19 protein-coding genes are annotated in these 19,792 nt (G+C 65.4%); 8 read left to right on the top strand and 11 right to left on the bottom strand.

Annotated elements, in window-relative coordinates; genetic code table 11:
- Nucleotides 1–957: a PDR/VanB family oxidoreductase gene (locus ACVK00_RS11015; RefSeq protein WP_284889354.1), complete on the top strand. Its 957-nt coding sequence runs from the start codon at nucleotides 1–3 to the stop codon at nucleotides 955–957.
- A 147-nt stretch (nucleotides 958–1,104) separates the two neighbouring features.
- Here the strand turns inward: ACVK00_RS11015 and ACVK00_RS11010 are convergent, their stop codons facing one another.
- The 3 genes from ACVK00_RS11010 to ACVK00_RS11000 are packed head-to-tail and all read right to left on the bottom strand — an operon-like array spanning nucleotide 1,105 to nucleotide 5,129.
- On the bottom strand, nucleotides 1,105–2,562 hold the full coding sequence (locus ACVK00_RS11010) for a DUF2252 domain-containing protein (protein ID WP_284889352.1): 1,458 nt from the start codon (nucleotides 2,560–2,562) through the stop codon (nucleotides 1,105–1,107).
- Between the two features lie 42 nt (nucleotides 2,563–2,604).
- Nucleotides 2,605–4,332: a SulP family inorganic anion transporter gene (locus ACVK00_RS11005; RefSeq protein ID WP_284889350.1), complete on the bottom strand. Its 1,728-nt coding sequence runs from the start codon at nucleotides 4,330–4,332 to the stop codon at nucleotides 2,605–2,607.
- The gene (locus ACVK00_RS11000; protein WP_284889348.1) at nucleotides 4,329–5,129 is read right to left on the bottom strand and encodes a potassium channel family protein; all 801 of its coding nucleotides are present in this window, start codon (nucleotides 5,127–5,129) and stop codon (nucleotides 4,329–4,331) included. The genes ACVK00_RS11005 and ACVK00_RS11000 overlap by 4 nt, the downstream gene beginning before the upstream one ends.
- Nucleotides 5,130–5,442: 313 nt before the next feature.
- On the opposite strand from ACVK00_RS11000, the gene ACVK00_RS10995 reads away from it, so the two are divergent.
- Entirely contained in the window at nucleotides 5,443–6,747 is a 1,305-nt protein-coding gene (locus ACVK00_RS10995; protein ID WP_354123061.1) for an alpha/beta fold hydrolase, read from the top strand.
- Between the two features lie 306 nt (nucleotides 6,748–7,053).
- On the opposite strand, the gene ACVK00_RS10990 is transcribed toward ACVK00_RS10995, so the two are convergent.
- The 4 genes from ACVK00_RS10990 to ACVK00_RS10975 all read right to left on the bottom strand — a co-directional run bounded on the left by ACVK00_RS10990 (nucleotide 7,054) and on the right by ACVK00_RS10975 (nucleotide 9,239).
- Nucleotides 7,054–7,557 carry a periplasmic heavy metal sensor gene (locus ACVK00_RS10990; RefSeq protein ID WP_284889344.1) on the bottom strand — a complete coding sequence of 168 codons (504 nt, stop codon included), beginning with the start codon at nucleotides 7,555–7,557 and terminating at the stop codon, nucleotides 7,054–7,056.
- Entirely contained in the window at nucleotides 7,554–7,973 is a 420-nt protein-coding gene (locus ACVK00_RS10985; RefSeq protein WP_228907827.1) for a hypothetical protein, read from the bottom strand. Before ACVK00_RS10985 ends, ACVK00_RS10990 begins: the two co-directional genes overlap by 4 nt.
- Nucleotides 7,970–8,722, bottom strand: coding sequence for an RNA polymerase sigma factor (locus ACVK00_RS10980; protein ID WP_228907828.1), 753 nt, complete (start codon nucleotides 8,720–8,722; stop codon nucleotides 7,970–7,972). The genes ACVK00_RS10985 and ACVK00_RS10980 overlap by 4 nt, the downstream gene beginning before the upstream one ends.
- A gap of 217 nt (nucleotides 8,723–8,939) precedes the next feature.
- Nucleotides 8,940–9,239, bottom strand: a complete 300-nt coding sequence (locus ACVK00_RS10975; protein WP_284889341.1) for a YXWGXW repeat-containing protein — start codon at nucleotides 9,237–9,239, stop codon at nucleotides 8,940–8,942.
- Between the two features lie 309 nt (nucleotides 9,240–9,548).
- Here ACVK00_RS10975 and ACVK00_RS10970 point away from each other — a divergent pair, with 309 nt between their 5' ends.
- Nucleotides 9,549–11,243 (top strand): purple acid phosphatase family protein, encoded by a 1,695-nt coding sequence (locus ACVK00_RS10970; RefSeq protein WP_228907829.1) that lies wholly within the window; start codon nucleotides 9,549–9,551, stop codon nucleotides 11,241–11,243.
- A 124-nt stretch (nucleotides 11,244–11,367) separates the two neighbouring features.
- Here the strand turns inward: ACVK00_RS10970 and ACVK00_RS10965 are convergent, their stop codons facing one another.
- Together ACVK00_RS10965 and ACVK00_RS10960 are read right to left on the bottom strand one after the other, a co-directional pair.
- Nucleotides 11,368–12,000, bottom strand: coding sequence for a LysE family translocator (locus ACVK00_RS10965; protein WP_228907830.1), 633 nt, complete (start codon nucleotides 11,998–12,000; stop codon nucleotides 11,368–11,370).
- Between the two features lie 130 nt (nucleotides 12,001–12,130).
- Nucleotides 12,131–13,027: a LysR family transcriptional regulator gene (locus tag ACVK00_RS10960; protein WP_284889337.1), complete on the bottom strand. Its 897-nt coding sequence runs from the start codon at nucleotides 13,025–13,027 to the stop codon at nucleotides 12,131–12,133.
- 306 nt (nucleotides 13,028–13,333) lie between these two features.
- On the opposite strand from ACVK00_RS10960, the gene ACVK00_RS10955 reads away from it, so the two are divergent.
- Both ACVK00_RS10955 and ACVK00_RS10950 read left to right on the top strand, forming a co-directional pair.
- Nucleotides 13,334–13,594 (top strand): hypothetical protein, encoded by a 261-nt coding sequence (locus ACVK00_RS10955; protein ID WP_006760082.1) that lies wholly within the window; start codon nucleotides 13,334–13,336, stop codon nucleotides 13,592–13,594.
- Between the two features lie 275 nt (nucleotides 13,595–13,869).
- On the top strand, nucleotides 13,870–14,169 hold the full coding sequence (locus ACVK00_RS10950) for a DUF4148 domain-containing protein (protein WP_166721340.1): 300 nt from the start codon (nucleotides 13,870–13,872) through the stop codon (nucleotides 14,167–14,169).
- 102 nt (nucleotides 14,170–14,271) lie between these two features.
- Here the strand turns inward: ACVK00_RS10950 and ACVK00_RS10945 are convergent, their stop codons facing one another.
- Both ACVK00_RS10945 and ACVK00_RS10940 read right to left on the bottom strand, forming a co-directional pair.
- A complete protein-coding gene (locus tag ACVK00_RS10945) occupies nucleotides 14,272–16,044 on the bottom strand; it encodes a sensor domain-containing diguanylate cyclase (RefSeq protein WP_228907832.1) in 1,773 nt (590 codons plus the stop codon).
- Complete coding sequence (locus ACVK00_RS10940; protein ID WP_435521274.1) at nucleotides 16,041–17,006, bottom strand: extracellular solute-binding protein; 966 nt, start codon at nucleotides 17,004–17,006, stop codon at nucleotides 16,041–16,043. The genes ACVK00_RS10945 and ACVK00_RS10940 overlap by 4 nt, the downstream gene beginning before the upstream one ends.
- Between ACVK00_RS10940 and ACVK00_RS10935 the strand changes: the two genes are divergently transcribed.
- The 3 genes from ACVK00_RS10935 (at nucleotide 16,938) to ACVK00_RS10925 (ending at nucleotide 19,672) form a co-directional block, all read left to right on the top strand.
- The gene (locus ACVK00_RS10935; protein WP_435521287.1) at nucleotides 16,938–17,618 is read left to right on the top strand and encodes a hypothetical protein; all 681 of its coding nucleotides are present in this window, start codon (nucleotides 16,938–16,940) and stop codon (nucleotides 17,616–17,618) included. The genes ACVK00_RS10940 and ACVK00_RS10935 overlap by 69 nt on opposite strands.
- Before the next feature lie 123 nt (nucleotides 17,619–17,741).
- Nucleotides 17,742–19,175, top strand: coding sequence for an aminotransferase-like domain-containing protein (locus ACVK00_RS10930; RefSeq protein WP_228907834.1), 1,434 nt, complete (start codon nucleotides 17,742–17,744; stop codon nucleotides 19,173–19,175).
- A 95-nt stretch (nucleotides 19,176–19,270) separates the two neighbouring features.
- Nucleotides 19,271–19,672, top strand: a complete 402-nt coding sequence (locus ACVK00_RS10925) for a hypothetical protein (RefSeq protein WP_284889302.1) — start codon at nucleotides 19,271–19,273, stop codon at nucleotides 19,670–19,672.
- Nucleotides 19,673–19,792 lie beyond the last annotated feature (120 nt).

Here is a 19,792-nt window from a genome sequence, read left to right as displayed (position 1 = left end):
ATGATTGAAACGAAGGTGACGGCTCTGCGCATCGAGGCGGAAGGAATAATCGGTGTCGATTTGCGTTCCGCTGACGGCTCGCCGCTTCCGCCGTTCGAACCGGGCGCGCATGTCGATGTCCATCTGCCTGGCGGCATGACGCGTCAATACTCGTTGTGCAACGAGGCTTGGGACCGGTCGCGCTATTGCCTCGGGGTCGGGCGGTCCGCGACCTCACGGGGCGGTTCGGCCTACATTCATGAGCAGCTGCGACTCGGCGACACGCTGATGATCGGCGAGCCGCGAAAGCTGTTCGGGTTGTCACCGGTCGCGAAGCGGCATCGTTTCATTGCAGGCGGCATCGGCATTACGCCAATACTCGCCATGATCCGCTGGTGCGTGCGTCACGACCTGGCGTGGGAACTCCACTATTGTGTGCGGTCGCGCGCAAATGCCGGATGGATTGAAGAACTGCACTCGTTCGGTGGAACGGTCCATTTGTATGCCGACGACGAAAATGCCGGGAGACTTCCGCACGACGTGAGCGTGATGATGCGTGATTTACGCCCCGATGAGCACGTTTATTCTTGCGGACCTGCGGGGCTGATGGACGCGGTCGCGGCACACGGCGCGCGAGCAGCGCTTTCCCCGGAGCGACTTCACTTCGAGCGATTTACCGCGCCTGTCAAGGATGACGAAGCAACAGACAACGGATCGTTCTCCGTCGTACTTTCCCGACAGGGATTACGATGCGTCGTCGAACCCGACGAGACGATTCTTGAATGCCTCGAACGCCACGGCGTTCGTGCTGCCCACGCCTGCAGGGAGGGCCTGTGTCGGAGTTGCGAAGTTGGGCTGCTGTCGGGCGAGGCGGACCATCGCGATTACGTGCTTGGCGACGACGAACGAGAGGCGAATCGATCGCTGATGATTTGTGTGTCTCGGGCGATGTCGAGCGAGTTGGTGCTCGATCTGTAGTTGCCGCTGCGCACTTGAAACCGAATTCGACTTCGCAACCACGCGCGAATCAGAAGCCACAAATGCGCCACTGGGATATTTTTTGCCGTTGATGTCAAGCGAAGCCGCAATTGCGAGTGCGCAAAAACCGATGGTGGTGCGCCAAACTCATTCACGCAAAACCTGGATGCGTCCTGCCTTGACTGCTGCCTTCAAAGCCGTCCAGTCGGCCTCATTCTGATCCGCATACGCGAGCGCGAATCGCTCGATTGCCGCGTCAAATTCACCCGACTTTCCAAGATATCCGCTGAGCAGCGCGGGGTCCCCTGCTTTCGCCATCGAATGGGCCAGCGCGTGAGCGCAACAGACCGCATATTCGTCGAGATCTTCAAAGTCGAACGTGGTGAAATCGAACGCGCCCTTCATGTCGCGCAATTGCCGCACGTAGAAGTCGTTGCCCGTGTGACGCATCTTCGACCATCCTAGAAAAATGTCGCTGGCCGACTGCAGCAGACGCTGTCCGTTCACCACACGCTGACCGTGATTGGAATAACGACTCGGCGCCAGGTAACCCTCCAGTACGGAAGTCCGCGCCTCCTTGAGTTGAAGGAACAACGGACACGCTCCATCGGCCATGAAGAGCGCCTCGTAGCAACGCGTCCCCACCGACCCAATACCGACGACGCGAATGGCGACATCCACCAGTTCATAACGATCGAACAGTGCGCGCCTGTCATCGGGGAGGGTCAAACGGTAGTCGGCGAAGAAACGCCGGACCAGCGCATCGTACTGCCTGTGATCGTGCGGGCTTGCCAGTGGGACGTGATACACGAGCGGCGGGACGTCCTTGATGCGCAGTTTGCCGTTGACCAGCTCGGTCGCATGCGTCGTCATGGAACGCGACGACTGCTGCCTCGCCCTGTCGATGACGGCCAGTTCTTTTCTTCTTTCCTCCCTCGAGCCGGCAATGGCCAGCATGCTCGCTGCCCTGAACTGGTCGTACCAGACGTCGAGCGTGTCCATCCGGCTGAACTCGGCGATCCGTTGCCGGAACGTCTCGCATAGCCTGCGCACCACACTGCGCTGGGCACGCGCCGCCAGTCCCCGTTCGCGCGCGGCAATGACGAACGACGCGGCCAGCCTGCGCACATCCCAATCAAAGGGGCCAGGCAGCGTTTCGTCGAAGTCGTTGGGGCCGAAAAGAATGCGCCGCTCCGGGCTCGCGAACAGACCGAAATTGGCCAGATGCGCATCGCCGCACAGTTGCACGATCAGGTCGGAATGCGGCAGCTTCGACAGGTCGTATGCCATCAGCGGCGCGGCGCCGCGATAGAACGCGAATGGACTCGCGACCATGCGCCCATAGCGGATGGGTATCAGCTCCGGCACCCGGCCCACGTTGGACGCGTCGAGCAGCGCGATGGGATCTCGATCGTCGATCTTGCAGTCCGCCAGCTTCGCGCGCGGCACCGTGGTGCGCGCCGCCCTGCCCTGTTCGATGCGCGCCGCCACCGAGCCACGCCCCCCAAACAACGTGGACGGATCTTCTTGTGCCGTCAGCGGGTTCGGATCGGTGCGTTGCGCAGCAGGTTCGTTACGCTTCTTTTCGGCAGCGGAGTCAGGCACCTGTCACTCCTTTTTTCGGTTCATCGTCGGATTGACTTGGTTTCATTCCGGTTTCGCAGCCGGCGCGGGTGCGGATGGCGAGAGCTTGCTGAGTGCGTCGATCGCGGCATCCACGGTCGCAAAGATCTCGCGATGCGCGCCGCCCGTATGCAGTGCCTTGTACCGTTCGATCTCATGCCGCACACCCGTCGGAAGTGCAACTGCTGCAACACCCACGCCACGCCGATCGAGTTCCACTCCCATCTGAATCAATGTTTTGCCCGCGGTGTAGTCGATATTGTTGATCTCGGATGCGTCGATCACGAGCCAACGCAACGGCGGACTCGCCTCGTTGACGAGTTTCAGCACTTCTTCAGTGAAGCGACCGGCGTTCGCATAAAACAGGTCCGCTTCGAACCGGTAGACGACGATGCCGGGCGCCGCGAGCAGGTTCGGCACCACAGGATGCGCGACCCAACGGCCGCTGGGGCCGCGCGTCAACACACGCGTGCGCAGCCGGTAGCTATGTCGCGCATGCGCGATCAGCGACAGCACCACGGCAGCGAGAATGCCGTGCATCACATCGACAAACACGACCACGCTTACCGTGAGCAACGCGACGACGAATTCGTCCTTCTGCATGCGAAAGAGTTCAATCATGCCTTTCACGTCGATCAGCTTCACGCCGATCATGAAGACGATGGCCGACAGCACGGGGGCTGGCAGAAGACTGAGCGGCTTGGTGAGGAACAGCAGCACCAGCAGCACGATCACGGCCGTCGTCAGATGGGCGGCCTGGGTGCGGCCACCCGCATCGTCGACCATCTCGGTCTTGGTCGGACTGCCGTTCACGACGAAGGTGCCGGTGAACGCAGCCGCCGCGTTCGCGGCTGCGAGGCCGATGATGTCGGCATTGTCATCGCCCTTCTCGTTGTAGCGGTTGGCGTACGCTCGCGCGGTCGCCGCACTCTGCGCAATGATGACGATAAAGCACGAGGCGGCTGTCGCCAGCACCTGATTGATCTCGTTCATATGCAGCGGCGGCATGAACAGCGATGGAAGTCCGCCGGGCACTTCACCGGTTACCGCAATGCCATGCCCGGCGAAATTCAACATCGCGCTGGCCACGATGGAGCCGATCACGGCGATCAGCGCACCCGGCGCGCGCGGCGCCAGACGCTTGCAACCGAGGATCACCGCGAGAACGGCAAGCGAAAGCGCCATGGTCGGATAATTCGCCTCGGCAATGCGTTGCAACACGCTCACGATCTGCATGACCGGACCATGCCCTTGCTTCGCGAGCCCGAACAGCCCGGCGAGTTCGCCCGCCGCGACCTGCACGCCCACGCCTGTCAGGAAGCCGATCAGAGCACTGCGAGAAAGAAAGTCGGCCAGAAAGCCCAGACGAAAGATGCGCGCAGCCACGAGCATGACGGCAACCGTCAGGGCCACGGTGCTCGTCAGGCCGACGTATTCCTTACTGCCCAATGCGGCGACGGCCGTCAGCGTACCCGCGAGGATCGCGGCTGTCGCGGAGTCTGCCGCGACCACCAGCTGGCGCGACGCACCCAGTACCGCAAATGCAATCAGCGGGAGCAAGATCGTGTAGAGGCCGGTGACTGTGGGCGTGCCGGAAATCTTCGTGTAGCCCATCACCTCGGGGATGCCCAGGGCCGCGAGCGTGATCCCGGCGATGATGTCGTGCGGCAGTTGCGCGGAATGGATGGGTAGAAGTCCCTGCAGGAATGGCATGCGATGCAGACGAGAGGCCGTGGACGCCGCTGGTTTCATGGCCTTTCCTCCACTTGGGTCGTGAGTTTGCCGACCAGCGCATTCGCCACGATCTCATCGACGATGACCACGTCGGATGCGCCGGCGATTTCGAACAACCCCTTTCGCAAGGAATTTTCGCCGGGCGCTACGATCGCGAGCGACGCATTCAGCGTATGTGCCAGCAGCGTGATGGCCAGGTTGTTATTGCTGTCGGGTGTCGTCACGACCAGCGCTTTGGCGCTGTCCAGTCGCGCACGCCTGAGCACGTCGTCGAACACGCCCGGCGAACCGAGCACAACCATATGGCCGCGATCCGCCGCCCGCTCGGCCTGATCCCGATCGCCCACGAGGACGAGCACCGTCTGCCCCGCTTCGCGCAAGCGGTTTGCGACCAGTTCACCGAGCGAATGAAATCCCACCAGCACGACGTGATTGGCAAGATGTTCGAGCTTGCGTTCCATGACCCTGTTCTCCCGATAAGCCATCACATCGTCGCCCGATAGCATGCCGGTGAGCCTCGAAACCGCGAATCCGCCGATCAGCAGCGTCGCGAACATGGCCAGCAGCATGAATATCTTTTGAGGCCGATTGAAGTCGGTAAAGTTACCGAGCGTCGTGACGAGATTGGCCCCATCCCAAAGGGCCGTAAATACTTTGTCGTGAAAAGAGGTGTTGGACGGGTCGAGCAAGACCAGCCCAGTGGCCGCGCCGCCCAGCAGCAGGAGAAGAAGAAGAATTGTAAAGCGCGCGTGGCGGCGCCATTCTCGAATACGGATGACCCCAAGGCGGGGCTCATCGACACGGAAGATCCACATCGCTACCTCGGATAGAGTACCCGTCGAGACAAGGAGCGAACCTGGTGCAACTCCGACAAGCTCCTCTTTTTTGCGCCGGTAGTCAATTGTCAAAAGCCCCGGGATCCACCGTGCCTGTGGAGCAAGGCGCCACCCCTTGTCTCGCAGACGCAGCAGGCCCACCGGGACCTCCCGGCGGATTCGTATTGGCTATACCGTGCTATACATTACGGTACCGCGTAACCAATGATTGTCGAGCGGATCGCTCGGTCGTCCCGACGCAGGTTCGACCGCCCCTGCCAGTCTCGCGTGCTTCCATGCCGTAGCGTTCATCATGAAAAAAACACTGCATGAAGGATTCCGACCGTCAGGACGGCCAATCATGGGGCGGCCTATCAGCGATATCTTGTGCACAGCTGCTGCGGCGCTTGCAATCGCCTTGGGTTCTGCCAACGCACTTGCCCAACAACCGCCTGCGTGGGGCCCGTCATTGTTTGCGCCATCGCTGGAGGCAGGCCGAGCGATCGACGCAGGCCGGAAACTGACTGTCACGCCGTTCTACATCAAACCAGCATCGGAACCACCTGCCAGGCCGGGCACGCTGGTTCGCGCGGAGCCGGCCACTGACTTCGCGTTGCCTCCGGGAGTCACGGCCACCCGCATCCTGTACCACACCCGTACAGCCGACGATACCGACACGCTGGCGACGGGCGTCGTGCTGGTTCCTTATGGCCATCCACCTCCGGGCGGATGGCCGCTGCTGGCCTGGTCCCACGGCACAAGCGGCGTAGCAATGAGTTGCGCGCCTTCCCTCATGAAGTCCCTTTTCTATGACTGGCAGGGTCTCTACGAGTACGTGACGTTAGGTTATGCCGTCGTCGCAACCGACTACGCCGGGCTGGGCACGACAAGCCGTCATGCATACCTCGACATCCTGAGCAATGCCACCGACGTCGTGCATTCAGTATCCGCGGCCCACGCGGCCGTGCCCAACCTGAGCGGCAGATGGATTGTCGTCGGGCACTCGCAAGGCGGCTTGTCCAGCCTTGGCGTCGCGGAACTGGAAGCGAGAATCAAGGATCCCGATTTTCTTGGCGCCGTCGCGCTTGCGGGGGCAAGCGATCTCAGTGACGCCATCGACAGCATCCTTTCAGTCAAACTGCCGGTGCTGAACGGACTCGTGGCCTTCTGGATCTATGGCGTGGAGACCGTTTATCCGAAATTCAAACCAAAGGACGTGCTGACACCGACAGCGTACTCGACGTACCTGGCATCTGTTGACGACGGGTGCAGCGCAGCCAGCGGCGCATTTGCAGCCATGCCGACCGACAGGATGCTTGTCCCCGGTTGGCGTCGAAACCGTTACATCAAGCAGTTCATGGAACGCAACCGGCCTGGATCGCTGCCGACTTTCGGCCCACTGCTTCTGGTCGGTGGCGGTAACGACGTGCTATTCACGCAAGCTGCCGGGCGCAAGATTGTCGATCGCATCTGTGCTGCCGGCGGACAGCTGCAATGGAAGGTGTATCCGGCGCTTGGACATGACGAGGTGGTCTATGGATCTCTGAAAGACCAGATTGGCTGGATTGCAGACAGATTCGACGGAAAGGCTGCGCCGAATGACTGTGTGTCCCGGTGACCTGATCTGACGTACGCACGGCCTTGCGGTGAACGCTGATAGCGACGCCGGTGCAAGGCCGTTCAGTGGCGCCTGCGGTTGACGCGAATGGCAACAGGTAGCGTTCCGACTTTGAACGGCCGCTATCGCGGCGTAACGAAAGTCTCTTGTGGGTGGCGGATTCAACCGGTCGATGAAGTCCCGGCGGTTCGAGAGGCAGCTTGGGGTCGAGAACCGGCATCCGCGACGAGCCACATTGAACGATCAGCGAAACTCGCAATCAGTGAACCCAGCATAGCGAACTGATCGACACAACGCAGTGCCCGCTTACTGCCCCTCCGCCGCCCCCTGCTTCTTCTGCAACCTCGCCGGCAACCGCCAGTTCCCACTCCGCCGCAATCCGTCGACGAACTTCGCACGCTCATCCGGCGTCAACGTCGCCGCGAAATCGACCACGCTCCGCTCGACCTGTCCGCGCAACGCACTGTCCGCCGCTCGAGTACGATCGAGCGCCGCATCGATCGCCGGACGATCGAGTTGCGGCGCGGCCAGCAAATCCAGCACCGTGATCCGCCCATCGCGCCCTTCCCGCGCGAAATCTCGACCGTCCTTGCGCGCCGCCTTCAGCGCCGCGGCGAACTCCTGCCGACGCGCATCGGACAATTCGTCCGCGGCGAACCGCAACGCGGTACGTTGTCCGGGCATCCCGCCCGCATGCAACTCGCGATGCGTCGAGAACCACTGATACACGCCGCCGCCAATCGCGCCGAGCATGAACACGTTCAGCACGACGGACCCGACGAGAATGAATTTCCAGCCGCGTTCGCTCATTCGTCGCCTCCGTCGATGCTCGGGCCACCGAAGGTCGTCGTCAGGTAGCCCGGTTCGTGTTGCGCGATCGGCGCGCTACCGAGCATCAGCATCGACACGGCCACCGCACCCGCCAGCGCGCCGGCCAGCCCGACGCCCGCGAACGCCGCGCCCGACCACCACACTTTTCCTCGCCGCCGCGCACGTTGCGGCGCGGGCGCCGACGCGACGATGCGTTCGACGAGCGCCGGCGCGGGCGGCGCGACCGTATCCTGCATGAGCCACGCATCGAGCTCGGCGGCATCGTCGAGCGCCGCCAGCGCGTCGCTCGGATGCGCTTGCGCCCACGCTTCGGCCGCCGCGCGTTCGTCTTGCGGCCAGCGCCGCGCATCCGAGCCGTACGCGGCGACGATGGTACGGAATCGTTCGGGTGTCATCGCTTGTCCTCGCTAGGTGGGTCGCCGGCCAGTTGCGCGCGCAGGTTGCGCCTCGCGCGCGCGAGCAGGCTTTCCAGCGCATCGACGGTGATGCCCATCAGGTTGGCCGCTTCAACGTTCGACATGTCCTGATAGTACTGGAGCACGAGCGCTTCCCGCTGCCGGGGCGGCAACGCGGCGAGCGCCTGGCGCACGCGCGCGTCGCGCGAGCGCAACTCTGCTTGCGCGGCCGGCTCGGGTTGCGTGTCGGGCACGTCGGGCAGCGTGTCGACCGGCTCCTCGCGCCGCCCACGCAAGCGGTCGTAACACAGGTTCAGCACGACGCGATGCAGCCACGTGTCGAAGCGCGCTTCGCCGTCCCGCCAGCGCGGCGCTTGATTCCAGATCCGCAGGAAGGTTTCCTGCGCAACGTCTTCGGCTTCGGTCCGGTCGCCGAGCATGCGCGTCGCGAGCGCGAGCAATCGCGGCAGCTTGCGTGCGACGAGCACGCGCACGGCCGACGCGTCGCGCGCGCCGACCCGCGCGACGAGTTCCGCGTCCGGATCGGCGTCGCTCAACGCAGGCTGCTCCGCAACGTGCCGTGCGAACGCCGCATGCTGCAGGCGGGCAGGCCCGCCGTCCGGCTGAAGCTCATCGTCGTGCTCTCCTTGCATGCGTCGTGCCGGCACCGGACGGCGCCATGCCGACGCTTCGGCAGCGCGCCCGAGATTGATCCGGCCGGTTTCGTCGACATCCGGTTCGAACGGCATATCGATCCTGTCGATCGCCCGCCGGCCGGCGCGATCAATATACGACGACCGGCGCGGGCCGGTAATACACCGGACGCGCCGGCACCACGACACAGCCGGCCAGCAAGACGGCCGCGGCTGCCAGGATCACGAGAGTTCGAAAAGGCATGGCTCGCCTGATGAGGTTACGTGGAAGTCCCGCCACACGGGCGCTGCGCGCCGCGCGGCACGCTGCGCATCACGCCCAGTGACCGGGCACCCAGCGCCAGTTCGGGCCACGCGCGGCCCAATGCCCGGGCACCCAGTGATAACCGGCGCGCACCCCTTGCCAGTGCCCGGGAATCCACACGTAGCGGCCATGCCGCCAGTGCCAGTGGCCCTGATCCCACACGTAGCCCGCGCGCGGCGCCGGCATCACTTCGACGCGCGGCGGCGGCGGTGCGACCGGCGCGACGATGACGGCCTGGGCGAATACGGCGGACGTCGCCAGCGCGGCTGCGCATGCCGCGGCAAACCGTAATGAAATGGAAAGTTTCATGCAAGACTCCGAAGCGTCGTGTATCGACCGTTCATGCCAGGAAGCGGCCGTTCATGCGTTAAACGACGCATCCGGCAAAAATCCGTCGCGACACCGGCAAATAAATTTCCGCCGCGCCCGCAACGAACGCCGCACGCCCATCGACGCATCGGGTCCGTACGGTGATGACCGCCTGTCACAACCCGGCAAAACTGCGCTTCGACAATGCGTGTCACCGGGATCCCGCTCGTTTCCGGCCCACGCCCCCGACGCGCTCGCGCACGACCGGGCGGTTCCGCATTTCGCGTGTCATTCAACGAAAATACGATCATGTCGAACCAGGACAACTTCCCCGCCGAGTCGAACGAGTCGAACGAGCCGGCCGCTTCCGTATCGCGTCGCGGCTTCCTGAAACTGGCCGGCGTCTCCGGCCTCGCCACCGCCGCGGGCGGGCTCGCGGCCGCCCGTGCCGCCGCGTCGAACCCGGACGGCACACCCGAGCAGGTGCACCTGACGTGGGGCAGCGACCCGGCGTCCGAAGTCGTGATCACGTGGGCGTCGCTCGCGCCGGCCGTCAATCCGCGCGCGCGCATCGTCGCCGACGGCGAGCCGGCACGCACCGTGCATGGCGTTCAGCGCCTCTACACCGACGGCCTGAACGGCGAAACCGTGTTCACGTACCACGCCCGCGTGCACGGCCTGAAGCCGAACACGCGCTACCGCTACGAACTCACGGCCGACAACGACAGCAACGCCGCGCAGCCGTTTGCCGCCACCTTCACGACCGCGCCGCGCGGGCGCGCACCGTTTCGCTTCACGAGCTACGGCGACCTCGCGACGCCGAACGGCGCGTGGGTGCTGTCGTCGCCGCAAAGCCGCTTCGCGGTGCAGGCGGTCGAGCAGTTCCAGCCGCTGTTCCACCTGCTGAACGGCGACCTCTGCTACGCGAACCTGAACCCCGCGCACCAGCCGGAAGTGTGGCGCGACTTCGGCAACAACAACCAGACGTCGGCCGCGAATCGCCCGTGGATGCCGTGCCCCGGCAATCACGAGATCGAATTCCACAACGGCCCGCAGGGGCTCGACTCGTATCTCGCGCGCTATACGCTGCCCGAGAACGGCACGCGCTTTCCGGGCCGCTGGTACAGCTTCCGCGTGAGCTCGGTGCTGTTCATCTCGCTCGACGCCGACGATGTCGTGTACCAGGACGCGGCCGCCTTCGTCGGCGGCCCCGCCCCGCTGGTGCCGGCCGCGAGCACCGGCCACGCGCCGATCGAACCGGGCACGTCGTTCTACGTGCGCGGCTACAGCAACGGCGAGCAGACGCGCTGGCTCGAACATACGCTGCGTCACGCGTCGCACGACGACGACATCGACTGGATCGTCGTGCAGATGCACCAGGACGCGCTGAGCTCGTCGAAAACGGGCAACGGCTCGGACAAGGGCATCCGCGAGGCGTGGCTGCCGCTGTTCGACCGTTACGGCGTGGACCTCGTGCTGTGCGGTCACGATCACGACTACGAGCGCAGCTACCCGGTGCGCGGCTGCAATCACCGCGCGGGCGTCGATGCCTCGACCGGCGAAGTCGTCGAGACGCTGCAGCCGCGTCCGGTCGGGTCGACGGATCCCGACCGCACGACGTTCGACACGAGCCACGGCACGATCCACCTGATCCTCGGCGGCGGCGGCACCAGTGCGCCGCTCGACGTGTACGGCGAGAACCCGGCGACCGGCTATGCGCAGGCCAAGGTTTTCACGAAGCCGAACCGGCCGGTGCCGGGCACGGCGGCGAACACGTTCGTGCGCAAGCCGGCCGATGCGCTGGAGGATGCGATCTGGTCCGCGCGCCGCGATACGGGCACGGGCTACGGGATCGCGGTGTTCGATCACGATCCGGGCAAGCCGGGCGGCCACACGACGATCACGATGCGCTACTACCACGCGCCGGGCGCGGATCAGCACCCGAGCGCGCAGTACGAGTTGTTCGAGACGATCGAGCTGAGCAAGAAGCGCGGCGAGCGCTGATGCGGCTGCCGGCCGCCGCGCGTCATGCCGCGGCGGCCGGCGGAACGTTCGATCATGCGGGCATCGCGTGCACCGCGCGCTATCCGCTTGCCCGGCCCCCATCCACCGCAAGTCGCCCCGACCTCTAGCTTCGCGACTCGAGCGCGATGCGCACGGCCAGTCCCGCCAGCACGGTCCCCATCAACCAGCGCTGCCCCCGTGCCCAGACCGGCCGATCGGCAAGAAACCCCGCGATCGAGCCGGCCATGCTCGCGATCAGCGCGTTGACGCAGACGCTGACCGCGATCTGCACGCAGCCCAGGGCCAGCGATTGCACGAGCACACTGCCGTGCCCCGGCGAAATGAACTGCGGCAGCAGCGACAGATACATCACCGCGATCTTCGGGTTCGCGAGGTTGGTGACGAAGCCCATCGTGAAGAGCCTCGCGTCGCTGTCGTGCGGCAATTGCCGGACCTGAAACGCCGAGCGGCCGCCCGGCTTGAGCGCCTGCCACGCAAGATACGCCAGGTACAGCGCGCCTGCGAAACGCAGCGCGTCATACGCGTACGGCACGGTCAGCACCAGCGCGGTGATGCCGAATGCCGCGCAGAACATGTAGAACACGAACCCCAGCGCCACGCCGCCGAGCGACACCAGCCCCGCGCGGCGCCCCTGGCAGATCGAGCGGGAAATCAGGTAGATCATGTTCGGGCCGGGCGTCAGGACCATGCCGAGCGACACGAGTCCGAAAGCAATCAGGGTGGGCAAGGCCGGCACGGTGGTCTCCTTCGACGCAATGAAGTCAGGGCGGGTGTCCAGCAATGTATTGCATGTCGATAGCGATCGGCATGAATAAACTGCAAGCCACCCATGAGCGCGCTTCATCGCGTCATTGCCTGCCGATGCGCTAGCTGCCCTTTTTCGTCCGGGCCTGAATCGCCTTTCCTGCCTTCGCGCGTTGCGCGTCGACCAGCTTCACGAATGCGTCGGCGACCGCATTGCCGGTCGCGTTCCACGACAGCCGAACGGAACGATGCAGCCTGGGCGACAGCTCCAGCACCCGGCCGCCGAACCGTGTATAGGTGAGCGTGATGCTCGGAACGATCGACACCCCCATTCCCGCCTCGGCCATCGACAGGATGGTCCGCATCTCGACCACGTTGAACGCCGCGCGAAGCGACGCCCCGTTGCGCGCGAAGTAATCGGCGATGACCGGCCCGCACCCCGCCTTCGAGAAAATGAACGGCATCGCGGACAACAGTTTCGCCGACACGCGCTTGCGGCCGTCGAACATGCCGTCCGCCGCCACCGCGACGAAATCCTCGTCGAGCAGCGGCAGATTGTGCGCGAAGGTCTTCGTGCCGGCGACCACGCCGATATCGGCGGTGCCGTCCTCGAGCCACCCTTCGACTTCCGCGTCCGTGCCTTCGAGCAGCACCGCCGTCACGCCCTCGTGCGCCTCTTTCAACGCCTCGAGCGCGGGGACGACGAAGGCAAGCGATACGCTCGGCAGCGACGCGACGACCAGCCGCCCTTCGAGCTTGCCGCGCGCGAGGCCGAACTGCTGGCGCAATGTCTGCGCTTCCCGAACGACGTTCTGCACGTACGGCCACAGACGTTCGCCGGCAGCGGTCAGGACGACCGGCTGGCGGTCGCGCAACAGCAGCTTGACTTCGGTGATGTCCTCCAGCTCGGTCAACGCGTGGCTGATCGCGGACTGGCTGCGGCTGAGCCGGTCGGCCGCGGCCGTGAGCGAGCCGAGTTCGACGACGGCAGCCAGGGCCTGCAATTGCGCGAGCGTCATCTCGCCTCCTTGTTTCGGGTCATGTATTTTTCACATGATAGGGCGACGCGTCATGAATGGGTTCGAAGCAGGCCAACGGGCTTCGACGGCGCGCGATCCCGCGATCACGACCGATGCGCCGCGCCGCGCGCGGGCAAGATTCAGCCTCGGACCGTGTCGAATGCGGTCGCCCTCGCTCGTGCCGGCGCGGCAAAACGTGCCCCTCGGCACCCGATCCGGCGCACTCGGCCGCATCGCACCCGCGAGTCCAGTCCCCGCCCGCTACCGCGCTCAGCCGCGATCCTCAAGACGCGTTAGACTGTCCCGATGGAACAATGCCGTTATTGCCAGAGAATCCGCGATGAATGGGATTGCCACGGGGACGAATGCCGCCGGGCAATCGCGAAGGCACTGCGCCGGCAGCGCGCGGGCCTGCCGATGGTGCCCGATCGCATCCGCAACGAGCTGCCGTCCGGCGCACCGACCCAGCAGGTGATCGCCGTCCTGTCGCGCCAGCGCCTGCGGGCGCGCCGCGGCAACGAGGAACGCCGCGAGCGCAAGGAAATCGACGACGCCGACGGCGTCTGATCCGGCAACGCCTCCGTCCCGCCCTTCTTCTGGCGCCACGCCGCCGGCCGCTCGCGCCTGCGCGGCATACGCTTCTCCATCCCGTGCGCCGGCCCGTTTGCAATTCCCGCAATACACAATGGGGACGGAACGAATTTCCCTCGCTATTATTGCCGCGCTCGCAAGGATCTTTCGCTATAACCCACGTTTACCCTGAATCATCCGAAGCCTACGATGTAATCAATCGCTTACGACATTGTGTCGACAGCGAAGTCACTAAAACATCGGAGGTCATCATGAAATCGCTCGTTTCCGCAGTCGTTGCCGCTGTCGCCCTGTCCGCTTCGTTCGGCGCATTCGCTCAAAGCACCGTGACCCGCGCACAAGTGCGCAACGAACTCGTCCAACTCGAAAACGCCGGCTACAAGCCGAGCCAGTCGAGCCCGCACTACCCGAACGACCTCCTGGCAGCCGAAGCACGTGTGCGTGCCGCCGACGCCAGCGGCTACGGCGCGCAAGCAGCCCCGGTCGTCCAGGGCGGCGCACCGGTAGTCAAGCCGCAGAACGCGCGCGACTCGGTCTACTTCGGCCACTAAGCCCGCCGCCGCGCGCATCGCGCGCAGTCCGCCGCAAGCTACGACGAGCCCGTCCCGCGACGGGCTCGTCGCGTTTGTGCCACCCGCGCGGCCGGCGTCCCGTCATCGGCTGCCACCCGCCGCCATGCGGCCGGCGGTATCTGGGCCGCCGCTGCCCAGCAGTTCCTGATAACGCACGCACGCGCACTGCGCGGACGCCTTCGCCGCATACATCGCCGCGTCGGCCTTCACCAGCAGTTCCTCGGCCGACGCGCCGTCGGCCGGATATTCGCTGACGCCGATGCTCGCACCCACGGCCAGGTGCCGGTCGCCGAACTCCAGTTCCTCGGCCATCACGATCTGGATACGCGACGCGATATCGCCGATCACCACCGGCGATCGCACGTCCGACAGCAGCACGATGAATTCGTCGCCGCCGAGCCGCGCGGCCATATCGCCGCTGCGCAGCACCTGGCTCAGCCGTTTCGCGACCGCGACGAGCGTGCGATCGCCGGCCGCATGTCCGTGCTGGTCGTTGATCTGCTTGAAACGATCGAGATCGACGAACATCACCGCCAGCCCCTCGCTCGCGGCGGCCGCATGCCTGATCGCGGCATCGAGATGCTCCATGAACAACAGGCGGTTCGGCAGACCGGTCAACGGATCGTGACCAGCGAGGTGCGTGAGCTCCAGCTGCTTCGCGCGCAGCATCGCGACCTGCGTGCGGATCTCGACACGCATGCTGTCGAAACAACGCGCCAGCACGCCGATCTCGTCGGCCCGTGCAACGGGCAGCCGTTCGGCGGCCGGATCGTCGAACACGTGGGTGGCCGCGCGCGCGAGCATCTGCAACGGCCGCGTGATCGCGCGCGCGAACAGGATCGCGAGAATCACCGCCGCCACACTCAGCAAGAGCACCATCCGGATGATCCGTTCGCCGAGAATCCCGGCCGGGGCCAGCACGTCCGTGAGCGGACGCGCCATGCCAAGCACGACGAAGCGGTTGCCCTCGCTGTTGCCGAACGGCGTGCGCACGAACGCGAACATCTGGCCCGGCGCATCGTCGGGCTGCGTGAGACCGTCGAGCGTCACGTTCGTGCGCATGCCGACGAACAGCAGCCGCGTGGCGGGAAAGCTGTCCTGCATCAGCACGCGCCGCCCGCGATCGAAGCCGAACGTCTGCGACGGATCGGGATGCACGATGAAATCGCCCCACTCGTTCGCGAGATACACCGCGTAGTCTTGCGGCAAATCGCGCTCGAGCCGATCGAACACACGCGACAGTTCGATGTCGACGACCAGCGCGCCGACCACCTGGCCGACCGTGTCGACGACCGGCGTGCCCACGCGCAGGATCGGCAGCCCTTCGGCCGCATGCGAACCGGTCTCGTGATTGATCACGATCGGCGACAGGTAGATATGACCGGGCGCCGTCGCGAGCGTATCGATGACGTAGGAAAACTGCCCTTTCTCCTGGAATGCACTCTCCGGCAGCACGACGATGCCGCGCGCGTCGCGATCGACGCGGATCCGTTCGAGCCCGTAATTGCCGCGCGCGATCAACCGGATCTGCAGGTACTCGGGGTGATTCCTCATGAAGCTGCGATACACGTGCTCGAGCCGCGTGCGCGGCGCGCGATCGGCGGTGTCGCCGCCGGCGACCAGCGCCGACGAAGGCAATTGCGCGAGCACGAGGGCATCGTCGGCCACGTCGGACAGTGCGGTCGTGAAGCGCTGTCCGAGCAAGTGCGTCGACATCAGCAGGCTGTGCTGCGCTTCCTGCACGAGCATCGTCCGGTTCGCGCGGTACGTGTAGTAGCCGGTCGTGCCGGACGCGATCACGCCGATGCACGCGAACAGCACCGACAGCTTCGACGTGAGCCCGAGCATGATCATTTTTCGAACCACTCCGGCCGGTCGCCCGACACGATGCGGCTCCACAGCGACTCGCGCCGCGCGATGTCCTCGACCGGCTGGATCCACACGAGGTGCTGGTGGCCGGTCTGGAGACCGGATGGCGGCGCGAGCGTATTCGCGAGCCCCTGGCGCTCGGTCAGCAGCGCGCCGATCACCGGTTCGAGCATGTAATTGATCCAGGCGAACGCGAGCTCGCGATGCTCCGCGCCACGCGTGACGCCCCAGCAGTCGAGCCACGCGAGCGCGCCTTCGTCCGGAATCACGTAGCCCACATCCGCACCGGCGCGACGCAGTTGCTCGACCTGCTGCGTGCCGTAGTTGCCGAACATCAGCGCCGCGCGATGCCGGATGAACAGCGCGGTCGCTTCTTCGGGAAGCGTGTAATACGTGAGCAGATTGCGTCGCAGGTCGATCAGCTTGTGCGCGACGGCAAGCGTCTGCGCGGGCGACAGGTGAAACGGATCGGCATAGCCGAGCGCGAGCGCGGCGAACGAAAAATTATGCTGCGCGCTGTTGAAGTCGAGCACCTTGCCGCGGTAGCGCGGGTTCCAGAGCTCGAGCATCGAGCGCGGCGGGGCCGGCACCTGCTTGCGATCGTAGATCAGCCCCATCGACGAATACGTGAACGGAATCGCGTAGGTCGAGCCGTTGCGCACGAGCCCGCCGATCGTCGCGAGTTGCTGGAAATTCGGCAGCTGCCGCCGGCGGTTCGGGATCTGCGACAGGTCGATCGGCGTGAGCAGGTCGTCGCGCGCGTAGCGCTGGATCTCGGCCGTGTTGGCCGCGAGCACGTCGTACGGCGGCGGCGATGCGCTGTGCATCCGCGTCCACAACGCTTCGTCGGAATCGACGAACGTCACTTCGACGCGTACATGAAACTGCGTCTCAAATGCATTGACGACATCGCTGTCCGCATAACCGGGCCACGCGAGTACACGCAGTACGTTGTCGCCGACGGTCTCGGGAGAAGCGGCACACGCTGGCAGGCCCGGCAGGCCGAACGTCAGGACGACCAGCAACCGACATACGGCACGGCGCGCAAGCCGGCGCGCGCCGATTCGACTGATCAATCGGTCCCCGTCCGAATTCCCCGTATGCATTCGACTTTCCTTTTTTCGAGTCGATGCGCGATCGTGCAACAAGACCATAAAAAATATAGCCGCGCAATTGGAACAAGCCGCACGCGCACCGTGTCCGCCCATGCCGAGCGAGATGCGTGCGTGCGTTCGATCGCGTGTGGTCGCGGGCAAACGATCGCATATCAGCAAATAAAGAATGATCAGGAGAAAGTCGTTACGCTATGTCGGCCGATTGCGGTTGCGAAAAGGCTGGCAATTCCTACCGCATCTGAAACGATGAAGTCGGTCTCGGATCGCCTCGGCGCGTTCCTGATTCACCGAACGGCTCGACTGCACCGGCTCTCCACAGGATGCAATGCGGTGTCCGCGCGCGAGTATGTTGATCGCACCGACCACATCGGCATGGGTCCTCACACCCGCAGCCGACACAACCGAACGCGGTCTGACTTACGCAAGCACAAGAAGCGCCACTAAAGCGCGACCGCCAGCCGCCGTCGCGCTTTTCTTTTCGGGCCGCCCGTCGGACAATGAGCGCGCCCGCCGGCGCGGCGCCGCACCGGCCCCGCGCGCGACGGCCACGTGCTCCCGTCCGCACCGATGAAACGCTACGAAACCCTCGCTCACACGATCGCCGACGAAATCCGCAACGGCAACCTCGCGGTCGGCACGCGCCTGCCGTCGCTGCGGCAGATCATCGCGCAGCATGGCGTGAGCCAGTCGACGGTGTTTCGCGCGTACTACCTGCTCGAACAGTGGGGGTTGATCCGCGCACGCGAACGCTCCGGTTATTACGTCGCGCCGGGCGCGAGCCCCGCGGCGAACGCGCCCGCGAAACGCCGCGCGAGCCGCGCCGGCGCGACCCGCAAGGTCGACATCAGCGATCTCGTGTTCTCCGTGCTCGACGCCGCGACGCAGCCCGGCATCGTGCCGCTCGGCTCCGCATTTCCGGCGCCGCAACTGTTTCCGCTGCAGCGCCTCGCGAAGTCGCTCGCGCAGGCGACGCGGCTCGTCAGCCCGTGGAGCACGGTCGTCGACCTGCCGCCCGGCAACGAGGCACTGCGCCAGCAGATCGCGCGACGCTATCTGGCCACCGGCATCGCGCAACCCGTCGACGAGATCGTCGTCACGAACGGCGCGCTGGAAGCGCTGAACCTGTGCCTGATGGCCGTCACGCGGCCCGGCGATGTCGTCGCGGTCGAGTCACCCGGCTTCTATGCGGCGCTGCAGGCGATCGAGCGGCTCGACCTGCGTGCGGTCGAGATTCCCGTCGATCCGCATACGGGCCTCGATCTCGAGGCGCTCGCGAACGCGCTCGAGCGACACGACATCCGCGCGTGCTGGTTCATGACCAATTTCCAGAATCCGACCGGCGTCACGCTGTCGGCCGACAAGAAGCGCGCGCTCGTGGAGATGCTTGCCGCGCGCGAGGTGCCGCTGATCGAGGACGACGTGTACGGCGAGCTGCATTTCGGTGCCGACTACCCGCTGCCCGCGCGCGCCTACGACCGGCACGGCCTCGTGATGCATTGCAGTTCGTTCTCGAAGACGCTCGCGCCCGGCTACCGGATCGGCTGGGCCGCCGCCGGCCGTTTCGCGGAAAAGGTGCAGCGGCTCAAGCTGATGACCACGCTGTCGGCGAGCATTCCCGCGCAGGTCGGCATCGCGAACTATCTGGAGCATGGCGGCTACGATCGTCACCTGCGCAAGCTGCGCAGTACGCTGCAGACGCAGCTCGCCCGCATGGACGACGCGCTGCGGCGCTGGCTGCCGCCCGGCGTGGAATGGGTGCGGCCGGACGGCGGATATTTCCTGTGGCTGTCGTTTCCCGACGCGATCGACGCGATGGAACTGCATCGCCAGGCGATCGCGCGCGGCATCAGCTTCGCGCCGGGACCGCTGTTCTCGGCCGCGCACGGCTTCGAGCGCTGCGTGCGCGTGAACTTCGGCCATCCGTGCAACCGCGAGATCGAACGCGCGATCCGCGTGCTCGGCGAGCTGGTCGCCGAACCGGCGGTACGCAAGGCCGGGTAAGCCCGCGCAAGCCGCACGCAAGCCGCCGCCGTGCAGCCGGCGCGCAAACGGGTTACATTGCGAGCCTCTTCGCTCCTTCTCACGAGCCCCATCTGATGAGCGCATTGCCCTACCTCGATCACGCCGCGCTGCTGAAGCTCGCGGCCGAAGCCGCAGGCGTCACGCTGCCGTGCACCTGCACGAAGACGTCGCTGGCCGGCTGGACGAGCCTGCCGCTGTCGCTGCAGGACACCCAGCTCGCCGAAGTGGCGACGCTCGCGCCGCCCGACGACCCCGAGCCGACCTACGACGAATACCATCCGGCCGGCACGCGCTACTGGTCCGACGACGCGCCGATCGCACCGCGCCACTTCCCGTACAACCGCTGCAACGTCAGCCGCTGCGTGACGTGCGGCCGGCTGTTTCTGCGCTACCAGGAAGGCGGCGGCTACTTCATCGACCAGCGCATCCGCGCACTCGATCCGGCGTTGATCGTCGACGCACCCGTGCAAGCCTGAATCTCACCCGGGCGAGCGCCACGCAGGCCCGGCGTTCGCCGGCGCGCCATCGATCTGCTGCGCCGTTTTCGTCCCGATCTGCTGCTTGTCCCGCCGCGCCGCGTTCCCTACGCTGTCTCC

Source organism: Burkholderia sp. PvR073 (assembly GCF_054055695.1).
Note: the sequence above shows the minus strand (reverse complement) of the source record. Positions and strands in the feature narration are given on the sequence as shown.